Source organism: Streptomyces sp. NPDC001941 (assembly GCF_040296945.1).
GTDB lineage: Bacteria > Actinomycetota > Actinomycetes > Streptomycetales > Streptomycetaceae > Streptomyces.
The window spans coordinates 133,981-152,242 of the sequence record NZ_JBEOYE010000008.1 but is presented as its reverse complement, the minus strand read 5'-3'; the positions used below and the strand labels follow the sequence as shown (position 1 = coordinate 152,242).

14 protein-coding genes are annotated in these 18,262 nt (G+C 74.4%); 5 read left to right on the top strand and 9 right to left on the bottom strand.

All coding sequences use genetic code 11. The features are described from left to right. Positions 1 to 52 precede the first annotated feature (52 nt). The 3 genes from ABT160_RS09765 (at position 53) to ABT160_RS09755 (ending at position 4,196) form a co-directional block, all read left to right on the top strand. A complete protein-coding gene (locus ABT160_RS09765) occupies positions 53 to 1,042 on the top strand; it encodes a 2OG-Fe(II) oxygenase family protein (protein WP_351645783.1) in 990 nt (329 codons plus the stop codon). Between the two features lie 243 nt (positions 1,043 to 1,285). Further along, entirely contained in the window at positions 1,286 to 1,927 is a 642-nt protein-coding gene (locus ABT160_RS09760) for a fasciclin domain-containing protein (RefSeq protein WP_351645781.1), read from the top strand. A gap of 199 nt (positions 1,928 to 2,126) precedes the next feature. Next, the gene (locus ABT160_RS09755) at positions 2,127 to 4,196 is read left to right on the top strand and encodes a hypothetical protein (RefSeq protein ID WP_351645779.1); all 2,070 of its coding nucleotides are present in this window, start codon (positions 2,127 to 2,129) and stop codon (positions 4,194 to 4,196) included. 97 nt (positions 4,197 to 4,293) lie between these two features. On the opposite strand, the gene ABT160_RS09750 is transcribed toward ABT160_RS09755, so the two are convergent. From ABT160_RS09750 to uriH, 6 genes are all read right to left on the bottom strand, one after another. Beyond that, positions 4,294 to 5,832, bottom strand: a complete 1,539-nt coding sequence (locus ABT160_RS09750; RefSeq protein WP_351645776.1) for an SDR family oxidoreductase — start codon at positions 5,830 to 5,832, stop codon at positions 4,294 to 4,296. A 101-nt stretch (positions 5,833 to 5,933) separates the two neighbouring features. Further along, on the bottom strand, positions 5,934 to 6,959 hold the full coding sequence (locus tag ABT160_RS09745) for a 1-aminocyclopropane-1-carboxylate deaminase (RefSeq protein ID WP_351645774.1): 1,026 nt from the start codon (positions 6,957 to 6,959) through the stop codon (positions 5,934 to 5,936). Positions 6,960 to 6,982: 23 nt separating this feature from the next. Continuing rightward, entirely contained in the window at positions 6,983 to 7,672 is a 690-nt protein-coding gene (locus tag ABT160_RS09740) for a GntR family transcriptional regulator (protein ID WP_351645772.1), read from the bottom strand. A gap of 82 nt (positions 7,673 to 7,754) precedes the next feature. Next, entirely contained in the window at positions 7,755 to 9,248 is a 1,494-nt protein-coding gene (locus ABT160_RS09735) for a hypothetical protein (protein WP_351645770.1), read from the bottom strand. A 110-nt stretch (positions 9,249 to 9,358) separates the two neighbouring features. After that, positions 9,359 to 10,792 (bottom strand): uridine transporter UriT, encoded by a 1,434-nt coding sequence (gene uriT / locus ABT160_RS09730; protein WP_351645768.1) that lies wholly within the window; start codon positions 10,790 to 10,792, stop codon positions 9,359 to 9,361. Continuing rightward, positions 10,789 to 11,736, bottom strand: a complete 948-nt coding sequence (gene uriH / locus ABT160_RS09725) for a uridine-preferring nucleoside hydrolase UriH (protein WP_351645767.1) — start codon at positions 11,734 to 11,736, stop codon at positions 10,789 to 10,791. The genes uriT and uriH overlap by 4 nt, the downstream gene beginning before the upstream one ends. Positions 11,737 to 12,027: 291 nt before the next feature. Here uriH and ABT160_RS09720 point away from each other — a divergent pair, with 291 nt between their 5' ends. After that, on the top strand, positions 12,028 to 13,047 hold the full coding sequence (locus ABT160_RS09720; RefSeq protein WP_351645765.1) for a LacI family DNA-binding transcriptional regulator: 1,020 nt from the start codon (positions 12,028 to 12,030) through the stop codon (positions 13,045 to 13,047). 305 nt (positions 13,048 to 13,352) lie between these two features. Continuing rightward, positions 13,353 to 14,258: a ribokinase gene (rbsK, locus tag ABT160_RS09715; protein ID WP_351645763.1), complete on the top strand. Its 906-nt coding sequence runs from the start codon at positions 13,353 to 13,355 to the stop codon at positions 14,256 to 14,258. A 28-nt stretch (positions 14,259 to 14,286) separates the two neighbouring features. Here the strand turns inward: rbsK and ABT160_RS09710 are convergent, their stop codons facing one another. From ABT160_RS09710 to ABT160_RS09700, 3 genes are all read right to left on the bottom strand, one after another. Next, positions 14,287 to 15,432 (bottom strand): winged helix DNA-binding domain-containing protein, encoded by a 1,146-nt coding sequence (locus ABT160_RS09710; protein ID WP_351645760.1) that lies wholly within the window; start codon positions 15,430 to 15,432, stop codon positions 14,287 to 14,289. A 129-nt stretch (positions 15,433 to 15,561) separates the two neighbouring features. Further along, positions 15,562 to 16,749, bottom strand: a complete 1,188-nt coding sequence (locus ABT160_RS09705) for a nitrate/nitrite transporter (protein ID WP_351645757.1) — start codon at positions 16,747 to 16,749, stop codon at positions 15,562 to 15,564. An 82-nt stretch (positions 16,750 to 16,831) separates the two neighbouring features. Next, positions 16,832 to 18,103 carry a cytochrome P450 gene (locus tag ABT160_RS09700; RefSeq protein ID WP_351645755.1) on the bottom strand — a complete coding sequence of 424 codons (1,272 nt, stop codon included), beginning with the start codon at positions 18,101 to 18,103 and terminating at the stop codon, positions 16,832 to 16,834. Positions 18,104 to 18,262 lie beyond the last annotated feature (159 nt).

The window sequence follows — 18,262 nt, the reverse complement described above, 5'->3', positions numbered from 1 at the left end:
GTCCGCAGCCGCGCCCGCGCGGCCGCGGGGCGCGCAGCCCGTGGAGGGTCTGATGCCAGTCAAGATGCCGTCGGCCGAGGTTCCGACGATCGACGTCTCGCCGCTCCTGGGCGACGACGCGGACCAGAAGCTGCGCGTCGCGCAGGAGATCAACAAGGCCTGCCGGGGCTCGGGGTTCTTCTACGCCTCGCACCACGGCCTGGACGTCCGGCTGCTGCAGGACGTGGTCAACGAGTTCCACCGGGAGATGACCGACCAGGAGAAGCACGACCTGGCGATCCACGCCTACAACCCGGCCAACGACCACGTCCGCAACGGCTACTACATGGCCCGCCCGGGCGAGAAGGCCGTGGAGTCCTTCTGCTACCTCAACCCCTCCTTCGACGACGGGCACCGGCACATCAGGGCCGGGACGCCGCTGCACGAGGTCAACGACTGGCCCGACCCGGCCCGGCACGCCCGCTTCCGCGACTTCTGCGAGCGCTACTTCTGGGAGGTCTTCGACCTGTCCAAGGCGCTCCTGCGGGGCATGGCCCTGGCGCTGGGCAAGCCGGAGGACTTCTTCGAGCGGGAGGTCAGCGCGGCCGACACCCTCTCGGCGGTGTCCCTGATCCGCTACCCGTACCTGGAGGAGTACCCGCCGGTGAAGACCGGCCCCGACGGCACGCTGCTGAGCTTCCAGGACCACCTCGACGTCTCGATGATCACCGTGCTCTTCCAGACCGAGGTGCAGAACCTCCAGGTGGAGACCGTGGACGGCTGGCGCGACCTGCCGACGTCGGGCGACGACTTCCTGGTGAACTGCGGCACCTTCCTGGCCTACCTCACCAACGACTACTTCCCCGCGCCCAACCACCGGGTGAAGTTCGTCAACGCCGAGCGGCTGTCCCTGCCGTTCTTCCTGCACGCCGGGCACGACAGCGTCCTGGAGCCGTTCGCGCCCGACGGCACGCCCGACGGGGAGCTGAACCCGCCGGTGAAGTACGGCGACTACCTGCACCAGGGCTTCCACGCGCTGATCGCCAAGAACGGCCAGACCTGACCGCCGCCCGGTGACCCCTTGATCCAGGGCCGCCCGGACCTGCCCCCACCAGGCCCGGGCGGCCCTGCCGCGTGCCCGCACGCACGTCCGGGACTGACCCGATCGGGTGATCCCCCAAACCCCTCGCGCACCGGCTCCGAATGTCAGGCGTGAGCAGCCCGCGCGGCACCGGCCACCGGTGCCAGGGCGGGCGGCTCGACGGCAACCGCCGTACGCACCCCCGACTCACAGGAGTTGTCCGCGATGTTCGCCGCCCGCACCACCCGTGTCGCCACCGCCCTCGCCGCCACCGCCCTGCTGCCCGTCCTGCTCACCGGCTGCGGCGGCAACGACAAGGACAAGAAGGACAGCGCCGCGGGCTCCGACACCGCGTCCAGCGCCTCCGCGGCGGCCTCCACCCCGGCCGCCGACGGCCCGTTCGGCCCCGCCTGCGCCTCCGTGCCTAAGGACGGCGCGGGCAGCTTCGACGGCATGGCCAAGGACCCGGTCGCCACCGCCGCCTCGAACAACCCCGCCCTGTCCACCCTGGTCACCGCCGTGAAGAAGGCCGGGCTCGTCGACACCCTGAACAACGCCAAGGACATCACCGTCTTCGCGCCCACCAACGACGCCTTCGCCAAGATCCCGAAGGCCGACCTGGACAAGGTCCTCGCCGACAAGGCCACCCTCACCAAGATCCTCACGTACCACGTGGTCGGCCAGAAGCTGGCGCCGAAGCAGCTGGAGTCCGGCACCTACCCGACCCTGGAGAAGGGCACCCTGACGACCGCGGGCTCGGACGAGTCGTACAAGGTCAACGGCGCCTCCAGCGTGGTCTGCGGCAACGTCCCCACCGCCAACGCCACCGTCTACATCGTCGACACCGTCCTGATGCCGAAGCAGTAGCCCACGGCCGCGCGGCGGCGGACGGGAGGAGGCGCCGGGCCGGGACCGGCGCCTCCTCCGCGTGCCCGGAGGGGGCCGTCACGGCCGGGTGACCCGCTGGCACACACGTACCGGCCCGCGGTCGAACGGCTCCTCGAACGGTCCCTCGAACGGTGTCACCCGGGAGTGACCGTGTCCCTCCGCCCTCGTTGAACGGTGCATGCCGCGCTCAGAGAACACCTCTCTTCCGGACGGCGCGCGGGCCACCGCTCCCGCCTCCATATCGCCACCCCCACCGGGCCTCGACGCCGCGGAAGCGGTCGTCGTCGAGCACTACCCGCGCCTGGTCCGGCTCGCCTACCTCACCCTTCCGCCCACCCTCGGCCGCCACCGCCGCGTCCTGCTCGCCCACGCACTCGTCCAGCGGGCCCTGCCCCGCCAGCGGGGCACCGGCGGACCCCGCGTCCCGGCCCAGCGGGGCACCGACAGCCCCGTCTACGCCTGGGTACGCGAACGCGTCCTGCACGACGCCCTGCGCCACGAGCACACCCCCCGCTGGTGGCCCGCGAAGCTGCCCGCCCCCCGCGCCTGGCGGCCCCGGCTGCCCGTCGTCCTGGGCCTGCGGCTGTTCCCCCGGGCCGGGGGCACCGACCAGGCGGCCCTGGAACAGGCCCTGTCCCGCACCGGCGCCCCCGTGCGCGCCGCGCTCGCCCTGCTCGTCCTCGAGGAACTCACCCCCCGCGCCGCCCGCGAACTCCTCGCCGGCCTCGGCGTCGAGCACCCGGCCCGCGCGGTCCGGGCCGCCGCCGAGCTGAAGCCCGCCGCCGACCGCGGGGCCGAGACCCCCGCCCGCACCGACCAGACGCCCGCCAAGGGACGGGAAGGACCGCCCCCGCCGCTGCTCCTGGCGGCCGAGTTCGACCCGTGCACCGTCCAGATGCGCCCCGCCGACCTGCTCAGGCGGCGCCAGCGGATCCGCGCGGGCGCCGCCGTGGCCGCCCTCGCGGTCGCCGCGGGCGTCCTCGTCGCCGTCCCCAAGGGCCGGTCCGACACCGCCGCGGAACCCGCGGGCGCACCCGACCGCACGCACTTCGCCCGGGCCCTCGACCCCGGCACGCTGCAACGGGCGCCCCAGCAGGAATGGGCCGACACCTCGCGCGTCGACTTCACCTCCTGGCCCCCGCGCGGCACCCGCACCTCCGACAGCGCCCTGCTGTCACGGGCGCTGCGCACCTGGGCGGGCCCCGGCAAGGACGTCAAGGTCACCACCACCGCCGGGACGTCCACGGCCCCGCCCGCCCAGCCGCCCCGCCTGCTGTACGCGGGCGTGGTCGACGGCGCGGACGTGGTGCTGCTGCACGACGGGGTACGCCTGGTGCGCTACGCCGAACCGGCCTCCGGCGGCGGCCCGTTCGCCCTGGACTTCGCCCGCGCCGACGACGCGGACGTGACCACCGCGGCGGCCGTCGTGGTCAGCCGCACCCCCCGGGGCACCCGCTACCTGCTCGCCCCCTGGATCGCCGAGTCCACCACCCGCGACCTGCTCGACCCCAACACGCCCGCCAGGGACCTGAGCACGGGCAAGGACGGGGTCAGCGCACTGGTGCCGTCACCGGGACCCGGCACCGGCTGCGCGCGCTGGCCGGCGCTCCAACTCCGGTCCTCCGAAAGGATCGTGGAGAAGCACGCGTTCCTCGTCACCGACCTCGGCGACCTGGCACCCGCGCACCTCACCTACACCCCGCCGCCCTCCACCGGCACCCCGGCCCGTCAGCCCCGCGAGGCGACCAGCACGGCCGCCCTGCAGAACTGGGCGCACACCGCGTGCTCACTGCGCGACCTGCGCGGCCGCGGAGTGCGCGCGGTCAACAACTGGGCCTACGCCCAACAGGCCCTGCCCGAGGGCGCGGGCAGGGCCACCTGGGTGTGCACCCGGGCCGACACCTGGCAGGGGCCCGGGCGGATCGCCGTACGCCTCCAGCTGCCGGGCCCCACCGGAGCCGGGGACCTGGACGCGGCGAACGTCCCCGACACCGCCGCGTGCAGCCGCTTCGGACAGCACGTCCTCGCGGGCACCCGCTGGAAGGCGCCGTCCGGACAGTGGTACGTGCTGGCCGCGGGCAGCCGCCACATCGCGGCCGTCGAGACCAGCGGCGCGGTCACCGCCCGCTCACCGGGCGCGCTGCTCGCCGCCAAGGCCCCGCCGGAGGGCGCGTTCGCCCTGAGCGCGCGCCTGGACCAGGGCGGCACCCTCGCCGGGTTCACCTGCCGCGCGGGGGCGAGGTGTTAGCCGCGGGGTCCGACGCGGCCCCGTTACCCCGACCGCCCCGCCGGCGCGCGCACGACGCGCACTCCTGAACGGCCCCGGACGCTCACGTCCGGGGCCGTCAACCGTTGCGGAGCCAGCGCTTCCGGGGCGCGCGGGCACCGTCGGCCGCCCCGGTGATGTTGCGGGCCATGCCCGCGAACACCACCCCGTGGAACGGCGCCACGCTCCACCAGTACACGTGCCCCGCGAGGCCGCGCGGATGGAACAGGGCCCGCTGGCGGTACACCGTGCCGCCGCCCTCGGCCCGCTCGCAGCTCATCTCCAGCCAGGCCAGGCCCGGCAGCCGCATCTCGGCCCGCAGCCGCAGCAACCGCCCCGGCACGACCTCCTCCACCCGCCAGAAGTCCAGCGAGTCCCCGACCCGCAGCCGGGCCGCGTCGCGCCGCCCGCGCCGCAGCCCGACCCCGCCCACCATCCGGTCCAGCCAGCCGCGCACCGCCCAGGCCAGCGGGAAGGAGTACCAGCCGTTCTCACCGCCGATGCCCTCGATGACCCGCCACACCGCCTCCGGGGGCGCGGCGACGGTCAGGGCGCGCCGGTCCGCGTACAGGCTGCCGCCCGCCCAGTCGGGGTCCGTCGGCAGCGGGTCGCTGGGCGCCCCGGGCAGCGAGGCCGAGGACCAGCGGGTGTCCACGCGGGCCTCGCGCACCCGGCGCAGCGCCAGCTCCAGGGCCCGGTCGAAGGAGAGCGGGGCGCCGGGCGGGTCCGGCACGTGGTCCGCGATGTCGTGCTCCCGGCACACCACCTCGTGCCGCAGCGACTCCGCCAGCGGCCGCGCCAGCGCCCGGGGCACCGGGGTGACCAGGCCGATCCAGTGGCTGGACAGCCGGGGCGTGAGCATCGGCACCGGCAGGATCAGCCGGCGCCGCAGCCCGGCCACGCGCGCGTAGCGGCGCATCATCTGCTCGTACGTCATGACGTCCGGGCCCCCGATGTCGAAGCCCCGGTTGACCTCAGGGCCCATCCGGGCGCTGCCGACCAGGTAGCGCAGCACGTCGCGGACGGCGATCGGCTGCACCCGGGTCGAGACCCAGCGGGGCGTCACCATGACCGGCAGCCGCTCGGTCAGGTAGCGCAGCATCTCGAAGGAGGCCGAACCCGAACCGATGATCACCGCCGCCCGCAGCACCGTCGCCGGTACCGGCCCGGCCAGGAACACCTCGCCCACCTCGGCCCGCGACCGCAGGTGCGGCGACAGCTCCTCGCCCGGGTGCGCGGCGGGCGTCAGACCGCCCAGGTAGACCACCCGGCCCACCCCGGCGCGGCCCGCCTCCCCGGCGAACGTGCGGGCCGCGGCCCGGTCGGTGTCCTCGAAGCCGCCGCCCGAGGTCAGCGAGTGCACCAGGTAGTACGCGACGTCCACGCCCGCCAGCGCCGCGCCCGTGGACGCGGCGTCCGTGACGTCGCCGCGCACGATCTCCACCCGGTCGGCCCAGGGGTGGTCGCGCAGCTTCTCGGGGGAGCGGGCCAGACAGCGCACCCGGTGCCCGGCGGCGAGCAGCTCGGGGACCAGGCGCCCGCCGATGTAGCCGCTGGCGCCGGTGACCAGGCACGTCAGGGCGGGTCCTGCGGCGTGGGCCGGGGGAGCGTCGGTCATGGCATCCTCTCGGTGTCCGGTCGTCCCCCCTCCCACTGTGGTACTTCGGCCGGGGCGCCGCACCGGATGCACCGCCGGACGTGCGGGCCGTGGAGCGGGGGTCAGCCGAAGGCGCCGCTGTAGGCGTTCAGCGCGGGCTGGCCGCCCAGGTGCGCGTACAGCACGTTGCCGTCCCGGGGGATCTCCCCGTCCCGTACGAGGTCGATCAGCGCGGCCATCGACTTGCCCTCGTAGACGGGGTCCAGGATCACGCCCTCCAGGCTCCCGGTGAGCCGGATGGCGTCCAGGGTGGAGGCCACCGGCACTCCGTACAGCTCACCCGCCCAGCCCTCCAGGACTGTGATCTCCTCGTCCCGCAACTCCCGTCCCAGACCGATCAGTTCGGCGGTGCCGCGGGCTATCTTCGCGACCTGGGCCCGGGTCTCGTCGACCTTCGCGGACGCGTCGACGCCCAGCACGCGCCGCGGGCGGCCCGGGTCGTCCGCGCGGTCCGCGTCGGCGAAGCCCGCGACCATCCCGGCCTGGGTGCTGCCGGTGACGCTGCACACCACCACCGTGTCGAAGAAGACGCCCAGCTCGCGCTCCTGGCGCCGCACCTCGTGCGCCCAGCCGGCGAAGCCGAGACCGCCGAGCCGGTGGTCGGAGGCCCCGGCCGGGATGGCGTACGGGGTGCCGCCGGCGGCCCGCACCTCCTCCAGGGCCCGCTGCCAGCTCTCCTTGAACCCGATCCCGAAGCCCGCCCGCACCAGGCGCACGTCGGCGCCCATGATCCGGGACAGCAGGATGTTGCCCACCTTGTCGTTGACCGGGTCCGGCCAGTCCACCCAGCTCTCCTGCACCAGGACCGCCTTCAGCCCCGCGCGCGCGGCCGCCGCGGCGACCTGCCGGGTGTGGTTGGACTGCACGCCCCCGATGCTCACCAGGGTGTCGGCGCCCCGGGCCAGCGCGTCGGGCAGCAGGTACTCCAGCTTGCGGGTCTTGTTGCCGCCGAAGGCCAGCGGACTGTTGCAGTCCTCGCGCTTGGCCCACACGCGCGCGCCGCCGAGGTGCGCGCTGAGCCGGTCGAGCGGGTGGACGGGGCTGGGGCCGAACAGCAGGGGGTAGCGCTCGAAGGCGTCGAGGGACACGGTGCGCACTCCTAGGGGAGGGGTCAGGGGCGGGGGAGCCGGTCGTCGTCCGGCGCGGGACCGGTGTCGAACAGGGCGGCCAGGGTCATCCAGTTGGCGCGTGCCGCCGCCGCGGCGCCCTCGGCGTCGCCCGCCGCGCACCGCTCGATGATCCGCTCGTGCTGGGCCACCGAGCCCCGGCCGGTCAGCGAGGAGAAGCGCAGCCGCTCCAGGCGCCGCAGCAGCGGGGTGAACTGCTCCAGGACGCTCGCCACGGCCGGGTTGGCGCACGCGGTGACCGCGACGCCGTGGAAGGCGTCGTCCGCGGCCACGGCCGCCTCCACGTCGCGGCGGCGCAGGGCGTCCGCGAAGCGGGAGTTGGCCTCGCGCATCGCGTCCAGGTCGGCGGCCGTGAGCTGGGGGAGGGCCTCGCGGACGGCCAGTTCGTGCATGGCGGCCGTGACGGACTGGGCGGCCCGCTCGGCCCGGGCGTCGAGCGGGCTGACCATGGTGTAGCGGCCGGGCTTCGTCCGTACCAGACCGGCCTGTTCGAGCCGGGCCAGCGCCTCCCGCACGGGGGTGCGGCTGATGCCCAGCCACTGCGCCAGGTCCGCGTCGTTGAGCCGCTCGCCGGGGGCGAGGGTGCCGTCGACGATCAGGTCGCGGATCGCGCGGTGGGCGTCGTCGCGCAGCAGTGAACGGGCGGCGAGACCGCTGCCCCGGGGGATCGGCATGCAATATATTGCACGCCGCACAACGCCAACCGTCAAGGGCGGTCCAGGAGTTGGACGGCCCCGGTTCGCCCGCGGCCTCCGGTCAGCCGGTCAGCAGCGCCGCGCAGTAGGTGTCCACGCCCATCAGCGGCAGCGGCGGGGTGTCCGGGCGGATCGCCCGCACCTGCCGGGGTATGTCCTTCGACCAGCGCCGCAACGGCATCCAGGCCGCCACGTGCGCCTGCTCCCGGTCCGTGCCCCGGCGCCCCCGCCCGCCCACGTCGTGGCGCAGCCGCGGCCGGCCGTCGCGCCGCTCGACCGTGTTCCGCCCGAACGCCGCGGCCATGGCCCGCATGTCCGCCCCGGTGAACACCTCGGGCACGCCCGGCGCGTCGTGGTACAGGCACAGGAAGTCGAGGTCGATCAGCGCGTGCGTGACGTCCTCGGGCACGGTGACCGCGCGGTAGGACGGCCGGACGTCGGAGCCGTCGGCCTTGACGGAACCGGTGGCCTCCCACCCTCGGTACACCCGCCCGAAACCGGGCCAGTACGGCCACACCGCGGCCCCGTCCGTGACGGTCATGTCCCCGCGCAGCGAGCGGGCCATCGCGGCGGCCCGCTCCCGCCACTCGGCGTCCCCGGTGACCACGGCGAGCTGCACGGCCGTGCGCCCCAGCGCCAGGAACTCGTTGGTCGGCAGCTCCGCGCCCGCGAAGGACACCGGCTCGTCGGGCAGCCAGCGGTAGAAGCCCCGCCCGTCGGCGGTGGTGTCCCACTGCTCGTCGTGGACCCGCATGGCCCGCTCCACCGCGTCCAGATAGCCCTCCACGCGCGCGTGCACCGAACGCGGCACCAGGTCGGGCCGGGTGCGCGCGAGCCGGGCCAGGCCCGCCACCGGGTAGGCGATCATGCCGGTCTGGGCGGCCAGCGAGACCAGCGCAGGACGCACCGCGTACGTACCGGGGCGCGGGGCCCGCCCCCCGGGCAGCGGCTCGTCCGGCAGCACCAGCCGCGCGGTCACCCCGGTGCGCTGCTCGTACGCCCCGTACAGGACCCGGTCCGCGCGGCGCTCGTCCAGCGGGTCCAGGCTCAGCCCCGCCACCACGTGGTCGGGGCGGTCGGGGCCGTACACCCGCAGCCGGAAGTGGCGCTCGCCTTCCGGCTCGACGGTGACGCGGACGGCCCTGGCGTGCGGCGGACAGACCGTCACCTCCAGGGCGGGGCGGGCCTCGGCGTCCCGCAGCAGCACCGACGCGGCGGTGAACTTGTGGGCGCTGCTCCACACCGGCAGGCTGCGGCCCCTGAAGTCCCGCACCCCGCGCACGTCGTCGCGCGCGGTCAGCACGCCGTCGACCAGCTCGGCGAGCCGCAGGACGTACGCCGGATCGCCGGTGTGCTCGGCCATCAGCAGGTAGCCCTGCATCCGCCACGAGGTTCCCCAGCCGATGACGCCCTTCTCGTTGTCGGCGGGCACGCCGGGCCCGTTCACACCGGCGAGGTTGTCCTCGACGTGGTGGAAGGCCTGCACACCGGTACGCCGCAGACTGCTGAGGCCGCTGGGAAAACTGCTGGTGAAGAGGGTTCTGAGGTCAGGCACCGAGCGAGTATCGCAGCGCCGGGGCGGGGTGACCCGGCCTCCGTCGGCATCGATTCGATATCACTTGGCGCACCAAGGAAGCGGAATCGGACGGTCAACACCGTCCAAAATCAGGCGGTCGCCTCCGCCTCCACCGGCTTGGGGATCAGGAACGACGTCACCAGGGCCGCCCCGAGCAGCACGACACCGGCGACCATCCCCGCCGCGTACCCGCCCGTGGAGGCCGGGTCCGAGGGCTGCGCGGCGGTCTGCACCGCGTACAGCAGGGCGAAGCTCAGGCCCGCGCCCAGGTTGAACGCGCCCGCGTTCAGGCCCGGCAGGAAGCCCGGGTTCTCGCGCGGGGACAGCACGATGCCCAGGCCGTTCAGCATGATGTTGGCGACGCCCGCGTACGTGACGCCGATCAGCAGCGACGCCACCAGCAGCAGCGCCCGCGAGTCCGCCCCCAGGGTCAGCACCATCAGGGCGACCATCACCGCCGACCCGATCAGGCCCAGGCGCAGGATCCGCCCGTAGCCGTGCGTGGCGGCCAGCCGCCCGGCCAGCGGACCCATCGCCAGACCCGCCAGCGCGTACGGCGTCAGGGTCCACCACGCCGACTGCTCGGCGCTCATCCCGAACCCGGCCCGCGCGTCCTGCGCGAAGGCCGGGATCATGCCGTTCATCACCGCGAACACCCCGGTCATGGTGAGCACCGTGGTCAGCAGCAGCGCCCAGGTCGAACGGCGCCGCAGGTGCCGGGTGGCCACCAGCGGGTGGGCGCTGCGCTCCTCCGTGCGCCAGAACAGCGCGAACGCCACCGCCGCGAGCACGAACAGGCCCGCCACCAGGCCCCAACGGGCGTCGCCCAGCTTCCCCGCCTCGTTCAGCGCGATCAGCGCCGCGCCGACCGACACCACGAGCAGCGCCACCCCCGGCCAGTCCATCCACTCCCGCTCGCCCCCGGCCACCGACTCCGGAGTGAGGGCCCGCACCAGGACGGCGGCGAGCGCGGCGACCGCGGCCATCACCCAGAACACCGAGTGGAAGCCGTAGCGGTCCGCCAGCGCGCCGCCCGCGATCGAGTCGACGCCCGCGATGCCGCCGTTGACGGCCGTGATCACGCCGAGCAGCGTCCCGTACTTCTTCGGCTCGTGCACCTCGCCGCGCAGCATGATCAGGCAGAGCGGCACCGTCGGGCCCGACACGCCCTGCAGCACCCGGCCCGCGAAGAGGACCGGCACGCTCTGCGCCAGCGCCGCCACCACGCACCCCACCGCCATCAGCACCATCATCGCCGTCAGCACCCGCCGCCGGCCCACCAGGTCGCCCAGGCGCGGCAGGAACAGCGAGAAGAGCGCGGCGGAGGTGAAGAACGCCGTCTGCGTCAGACCCACCTCGGCCGAGGTCGCGCCCAGCGACTCCTCGACGTTCTTCAGCGCGGGACTGAGCATGCTCGCGTTCAGCTGGAACGCGAAGCACGCCGCGAGCAGCGCGGTCACCAGGACCCAGACACGGGTCCCGGACCCCTCGGCGGCGGGGCGTGCGGGGGCGGGGGAGGTCATGCCGGTACGTCTCCGATCCGTTCGAGGGCGTCCACGACCAGGTCCCAGAAGCGCTGGTGGTCGAGGGTGACGGCCACCTGGGTGCGGCAGTCGTCGGGGGCCGGCGCGCGGAAGTCCGCGACGGTCATGCCGGTGGTCAGGGCTCCGGTCAGCTCGACGTCGAGCGGGGCCCTGCGGGTCGTCATCACGGTCGGGTCGATCACGTACGCCACCGCGCACGGGTCGTGCACCGGCGGGTGCGCGAAGCCCTGCTCCTTGAGGTACATGGCACCGAAGAAGTCCAGCAGCTCGGTGACGAACACGGCGGGCCGGGTGCCGACCGCCGCGATGCGCTCCACCACCTCCGGGGTGGCCAGCGCCTGGTGGGTCAGGTCGAGGCCGACCATGGTCAGCGGCCAGCGCTCGTTGAAGACGATGTGCGCCGCCTCCGGGTCGATCTTGATGTTGAACTCGGCGACGGCCGTGCGGTTGCCGATGTGGTAGCCGCCGCCCATCAGCACCACCTCGCGCACCCGCTCCGCGATCCGCGGCTCCTTGCGCACCGCCAGCGCGATGTTGGTCAGACCGGCGGTCGGCACGATGGTCACCTCGCCCGGCGCGTGCGCCATCACCGTGTCGATGATCAGGTCCACGGCGTGCCGCGGGTCGACCTCCTGGACGGGCTCGGGCATCACCGGTCCGTCGATGCCGCTCTCGCCGTGGATCTCGGGCGCCGTCTCCACCTCGCGCACCAGGGGACGCGGGCACCCGGCGGCGATCGGCACCCCGGTGATGCCGGCGATCCTGGCCACCGAGAGCGCGTTGCGGGTGACCTTGTCCAGGGTCTGGTTGCCGACCACGGTGGTGACGGCGAGCAGCTCGATCTCCGGGCTGCCGTGCGCGAGCAGCAGGGCGATCGCGTCGTCGTGGCCGGGGTCGCAGTCGAGGATGATCTTCCGGGGCATCGCGGTACCTCTTCTTCGGGTCGCCGGGAAGCGGAAAACGTTCTCCCGCGACGATGTGTACAAGTCGGAATTATGTCAATGGCGTCGAAGTCCGGCCGCCCGACACCTGGCCGAAAAATGCCAGCACGGCGTGGTCACCGTCCCTGGCTGGCTTCAGAAGGCGCTGATAACGTTTGCCGAACCCCGCGGAACCAGCCCCGCCCCACAGGGCCGACTGGCGGGTGCGACCGTTCCGGGACGGGTACCCGGACGGCACCGTGCGGGCGAGCAGAAGGGACGGAGGGGGAGGACATGGCGTTCGCGACCCTGAAGGACGTGGCCCGGGCCTCCGGCTGCTCCATCGCCACCGTCTCCCGCGTCCTCGCGGGCAGCCGCCCGGTCGGCGAGGAGACCGCCCAGCGCGTCCGCGCCGCCGCCGAACGCCTCGGCTACCGGCCCAACCACGCCGCCCGCGCCCTGCGCAGCCGCGCCACCGGCACCGTCGGCCTCGTCCTGCCGCAGATCACCAACCCCTTCTACCCCGCACTCGTACGGGAACTGGCGCACGCCCTGCACGCCGACGGGCGCGCCGTGCTGTTCGCCGACTGCGACGACGACCCCGGCGCCGAGGCCGAGCACATCGCCGACCTCCTCGCCCGTCGCGTCGACGCCCTCCTCGTCGTCCCCGCCCACGAACGCCTCAGCCGCCCCGCCGTCGCCGACGCCGCCGCCCGGGTGCCGCTCGTGCTCCTCGACCGGGGCTGCGGCCCCGGCTTCGCCGACTCCGTCGCCGTCGACAACGCCGCGGGCACCGCCCTGGTCCTCGACCACCTCGCCGCCACCGGACGCCGCCGCCCCTGCTTCCTGGGCGCCCCCGGCGCCGCCTCCGCCGCCGTGGAACGCCGCGCCGCCTACGAGAGCGGCGCCACCGCCTTCGGCCCGGACGCCCCGGGCCGCGTGCTGCTCGGCGACTTCTCCGTGGAGTGGGGGCGGGAAGCGGTGGACCGGCTGTGGGACGCGCCCGCCACCGACCGGCCCGACGCCCTCGTCTGCGCCAACGACCTGATCGCGCTCGGCGCGCTCCAGCGGCTGCACCAACGGGGCGTCGACGTGCCGGGGGAGGTCGCGGTGACGGGCTTCGACGACATCCCGATGGCCGCGCTGTCGTCCCCGGCCGTTACGACGGTGCGCCAGCCCGTGGCCGAACTGGCCGCGGAGGCGGCGCGATTGCTGTCCCGCCGCCTCGCCGGCGACACGGACCACGCCCGGCGAGCGACGCGACTGGCGCCAGCGTTGGTGGTGCGGGAGTCGAGTGTGGGGGGTGGGGGGTGACGGTGGTGGTCACCTGTCATCCGTCATCTGTCGTCAGCCAGCTGTCAGCCGTCGGCCGTCATCCGTCGTCCGTCAGCTGGGTTCTGTCAGCTGTTCGGTCATCGTTTGTCAGCCGTCAGCCGTCAGCCGTCATCTGTCATCCGTCAGCCGGACGACTGTCAGGCGTCGGTCGTCACCCGTCACCCGTCACCCGTCATCCGGCAGTTGTCAGCCGACGACTGCCAACCGTCAGAAGCGCCGTCAGCCGTCAACAGTCGGGGCGCGCCCGAGCAACGGACGGGCGTGCGGACCCTGGAGGAAGCACAGTGATAGCCGTCGTCGGAAGCCTGAACCTGGACCTCGTCGCCCCGGTGCCGCACCACCCCGTGCCCGGTGAGACCGTCCTGGGCGGCGACATCGGGCAGCACCCCGGCGGCAAGGGCGCCAACCAGGCCGTCGCCGCCGCGCGGCTGGGCGGGGACGTCGCGTTCGTCGGGCGGGTCGGCGACGACGACGCGGGGGAGTTCCTCGTCGGGGCGGCCCGTGAGCGCGGCGTCGACACGACCTGCATCACCCGCACCCCCGGCGTGCCCACCGGCCGGGCCCTCATCGCGGTGGCCCCCACCGGCGAGAACTCCATCATCGTCAGCCCGGGCGCCAACTCCCGCCTGGGCGCGGCCGACTGCGAGGCGGCAGGCGACCGGCTGCGGGCCGCCCGGGTCACCCTGCTCCAGCAGGAGGTCCCGGACGAGGCCAACCACGCGGCGGCCCGCCTCTCGGGCGGCCTCGTCGTCTACAACCCGGCCCCCGCCGTGCCCGGCGCGGTGCCCCCGGCGCACGTCGACCTCCTGGTCCCGAACCGCACCGAACTGGCCGCCCTGACCGGCACCCGGGAGCCGGAGACCCTGGACGAGGTCGCCGAGGCGGCGCGCCTGCTCAAGGGGGCGGGGGCGGTCGTGGTGACCCTGGGGGCCGACGGCGTCCTGCTCCTGGAGGGCGGCGCCCGCCTGCACGTCCCGGCCCACCGGGTCCGCCCGGCCGACACCACGGGCGCGGGCGACACCTTCTGCGGGGCGCTGGCGGTCGCGCTGGCGGAGGGCGAGCCGCTGGAGCGCGCGGTGCGCTGGGCGAGCGCGGCGGCGGCCCTGAGCACGACCCGGGCGGGCGCCCAGTCGTCGGCGCCCGACCGCGACGAGGTGGAGGCCCTGCTGGCGGGCAGCGGCGTGGGCTGACCCGCCCGCCGGCGGTCCGCCCGCGCCCTCACGCTCCCAGGACCCGGCTCTCCGTCACCGGTATGCCCTTGTCCCACCAGTGTCCGTACCGCCCGTACACCCCGGGCTCGCGGTCGGCCAGGAAGGCGACGAGCCGGGCCGCCTCCTCGGCCAGGCCCGCCCAGGCGCGCTCCGGGAGTGGCTGGAAGGCGCCCGCCTCCACCCGGCCGTCCACCACCCGCCACACCCCGGCGACCTCGCCGTCGACCAGCAGGGTCGGCAGTACGTCGCCGTTCACCCGGGTCACGTGCTTGCGGTAGGCGGCCGGCAGCACCCGGGTGCGGTCCGCGTGGGCCAGCAGCACGCTGTCCCACATGGCCATCAGCCGTGGCGGGGCGGGCACGTCCTCGTCCGGGCGGGGCGCCCCGGGCAGGTCGTACAGCACCGTCCCGTCCGGCCCCTCGAACTCCTCCACCTCGTCCGCCAGGGCCTTCATCGCCGCCCTCGCCCGGCTGCGCTGGACCAGCGCGAACTGGGCGGCGTCGGCCACCGAGGCGGGCCCGAACCCCGCCAGGTACCTGCGCACCAGCGTGACCAGCGCCGCGTCCGCCGCCTCCTGGCCGCCGAGCACCGGGCGCGGGCGCGCGGCGACGAACGCGGGCCGGGTGACGTACGACCAGGGGGCCGCGCCCGGCGCGTGCCACAGCGGGGAGTACTGCCGCAGCATCCGCCACGCGGTCGGGTCCAGCGGGAAGCCCGCCCGCGCCTCCAGCCAGGCCGCGAACTCCGCCGTCGTGCGCGGCTGTTCGGCGAAGGCGAGCAGGTCGGGCAGGAGCGCGTCGGCGTCCTCGGGGGTCAGCCCCGACCGGGTGAACCGCGCGTCCCGCAGCCGGGCCCCGCGCAGTGACGGCTCCATGGCGGTGCGCACGGCGCCGTAGTGGTCGGCGTGGACCAGGTGGAGCGTGATCCGCACCAGGGTGGACTTGACCGCGCGGTAGCCGGTCACGGCCGCGTCCAGGTCGGCGGCCGCGAAGCCGTCCACCCGGTTCCACAGCGCCAGGTACGGCGAGGCAGGCTCCTGGGCCTGGAGCACGACCACCCGCCGCAGCGCGTCCTCGACGCCCAGCGGCGCGCGGGCGAGCAGCAACTGGCGGGCGAGCGTGGCGCGGTTGAGCGCGCGGACGGTGAGTCTCATGCACCGATTGTCGCCGGGACCACTGACAACGGCCCGGACCCCGGACGACGGCCCGGGACCCCTGACAACGGCCCCGGGGCCACTGACAACGCCCCGGGGCCCGCGAGACGGCCCCGCCCCGGCGCCGGTTCAGGCGTCCGGGCGGGTCGTGCGCATCTTGCCGTACGCGTAGACGCACCCCGCGAGGGCCAGGTCGGACAGGAGCATGAAGCCGATCGAGTAGGAGCCCTTGGCGCTGTAGATGGCGCCCATGACGAGCGGTGGCACGAAGCCGCCCAGGCCGCCCATCGCGCCGACGATGCCGGTCACGCTGCCCACCTGGGCCTGCGGCGTGACCTGGGAGACCAGGGCGAAGACGGCGCCGCTCGCGGTGCCCAGGCCCGCCGCCATCACGAGCAGCGCCAGCGTGCCCACCGGGTCCAGGGCCGGGTCGAAGGACTGCACGATCGCCAGGAGCGCCACGACGGCGAGCGACACGGCCGTGACCACCGCCGGGTGGACGCGGTCCGAGAGCCAGCCGCCGACGGGCCGGAAGACGACCGTGACCAGGGCGAAGCCCGCCGCCTTGGTGCCCGCGTCGGTCGGCGACAGCTCGTACCAGGTCTTCAGGTACGTCGGCAGGTAGACGCCGAACGCCACGATCCCGCCGAAGCCGATCGCGTAGAGCGCCGACAGCTCCCAGGTCACCCGGAGCTTCGCGGCCCCGCCCAGCCGGGCGGCCAGGGGCGCGGTCGGCACCGGGCGACCGGGCCGGTCGGAGATGAGCAGCGCGCCGATGACCGCGAAGGCGGCGAGGCCGACCGCGACGACCAGGAAGGGCAGGTCCTCGCCGTGCTTGTGGATGCGCGGCGTGAGGTAGCCGGACAGGGCGACGCCGCCCATGCCCATCCCGAACACGCCGAGGGCGAAGCCCCGCCGATCGGGCGGGAACCACGCGTTGACCAGCGGCACCCCGATGGCGAACGTGGTGCCGGCCAGCCCCAGGAAGAAGCCCACGACCAGCATCAGCGGGTAGCTGTTCCGGGCCGGGATCAGCAGGAGCACCGGGACGATCGTCAGGGCGGACACCAGCGGGAACATCAGCCGGGCGCCGTAGCGGTCGGTCAGCGCGCCCACCGGGATCCGGCCCACCGAGCCGACCAGGACGGGCACCGCGACCAGCAGGGACTGCTGGAAGGAGCTGAGGCCGAGGCGGTCCTTGTAGTCGGTGGCCAGCGGCGCGATCAGGTCCCAGGCCCAGAAGGTCAGGCTGAACCCGACCGTCGCGAGGACGAGATTCCGGTACGCGGCGGCGGGCGGCTTCTCGGCGGCTTCCATCCCCCCAGTCAAGGCCGCCCGCCCGGCGCGGGCGCGCCGGGCTGCTCCGGACGGGGGACGGCGGGGCGGTGGAACGCGCAGGTCAGGCCGGTGTCACGGTCACCGGGAGCTCCTTGATCCCGTTCACGAAGTTGGACCGCACCCGCCGTACGGGACCGGCCAGGCGCACGTCGGCGAGCCGGGGGACCAGCTCCTCGTACATGATCCGGATCTCGGTGCGCGCCAGCAGGTTGCCCAGGCACAGGTGCGGGCTGGTCTTGCCGAAGGTGACGTGGTCGTTGGGGGTGCGGGTGACGTCGAAGGCGTACGGGTCGGGGAAGACGTCCTCGTCGCGGTTGCCGGAGGCGTACCACATGACGACCTTGTCGCCCTCACGGATCTTGCGGCCGCCCAGCTCGGTGTCGCGGGTCGCGGTGCGCCGGAAGTGGTAGACGGGCGAGGCCCAGCGCAGGAACTCCTCCACGGCTCCCGGGATGAGCGAGGGGTCGCGGCGCAGCCGGTCGAGCTGGTCGGGGTTGCGGATCAGGGCGAGCATGGCGTGGGAGATGGCGTGCCGGGTGGTCTCGTTGCCCGCGACGACGAGCAGCAGGAAGTAGTTGTCGAAGTCCTGCGCGGAGAGCGGGATGCCGTCCCTGGGCTCGGTGTTCACCAGGCGGGAGACCAGGTCGGTGCCCGTGCCGCCGCGCCGGGCGCGGGCCAGTTCCCTGCCGTACTCGAAGACCTCGGTGGCCGCGGGGGAGCGGAAGGGCAGGTCGCGGTAGCGCTCGCTGTCCTCGCTGTGCAGCAGCACGTCCGCGTAGTCGGGGTCGGTGTTGCCGATCAGCCGGTTGCCCCAGTCGATGAGCCGGCGGTTGTCCTCGGGCGGCACGTCGAGCAGGCGGGCGAGGACGTTGATCGGGAAGTCGGCGGAGACGTGCTGGACGAAGTCGAAGGTGCCGCGCGGCAGGGCCGCGTCCAGGGTGCGGGCGGTGAGTCCGCGCAGGAAGTCGGCGTACTGGCTGATCACGCTGTTGCCGAACTGCCGTTGCAGCAGGGCCCGCAGGGCGCGGTGGCGGGTGCCGTCCAGTTCCAGCATGGAGGCCCGCTTGGCGATCTGGTCGTCGTCCACCTCTTCGAGGTTGACGAAGCGGGTGGAGGTGAAGGTGTCGGGGTCGCGGTCGACGCGCACGATGTCCTGGTGGCGGGTGACGGCCCAGAAGCCGGAGTTGGGCGCGGCTTCGGGCTGCCAGTGCACGGGGTCCTGGTGGCGCAGGGTGTGGAACATGCGCCAGGGGCCGGTCTCGTCGGTGAAGCGGTCGAGGTCGGTGAGGTCGACGTCGTCCAGGGGGAGGGGTTCGACGGCGGGTGCGGTCATCGGCGCTCCTTGCGTCGGGTCGCGACGGCGTTCGCTGGTGGGCGAGTTGTCGGAGGCGTACGTCAGGGGATGGGCGAGTCGTCGGAAGGGCGAGTCCGCTGGTGGGCGAGTTGCCGGAGAAGTGCGCTCGGGGGTGGGCGAGTTGTGGGACGCGTACGT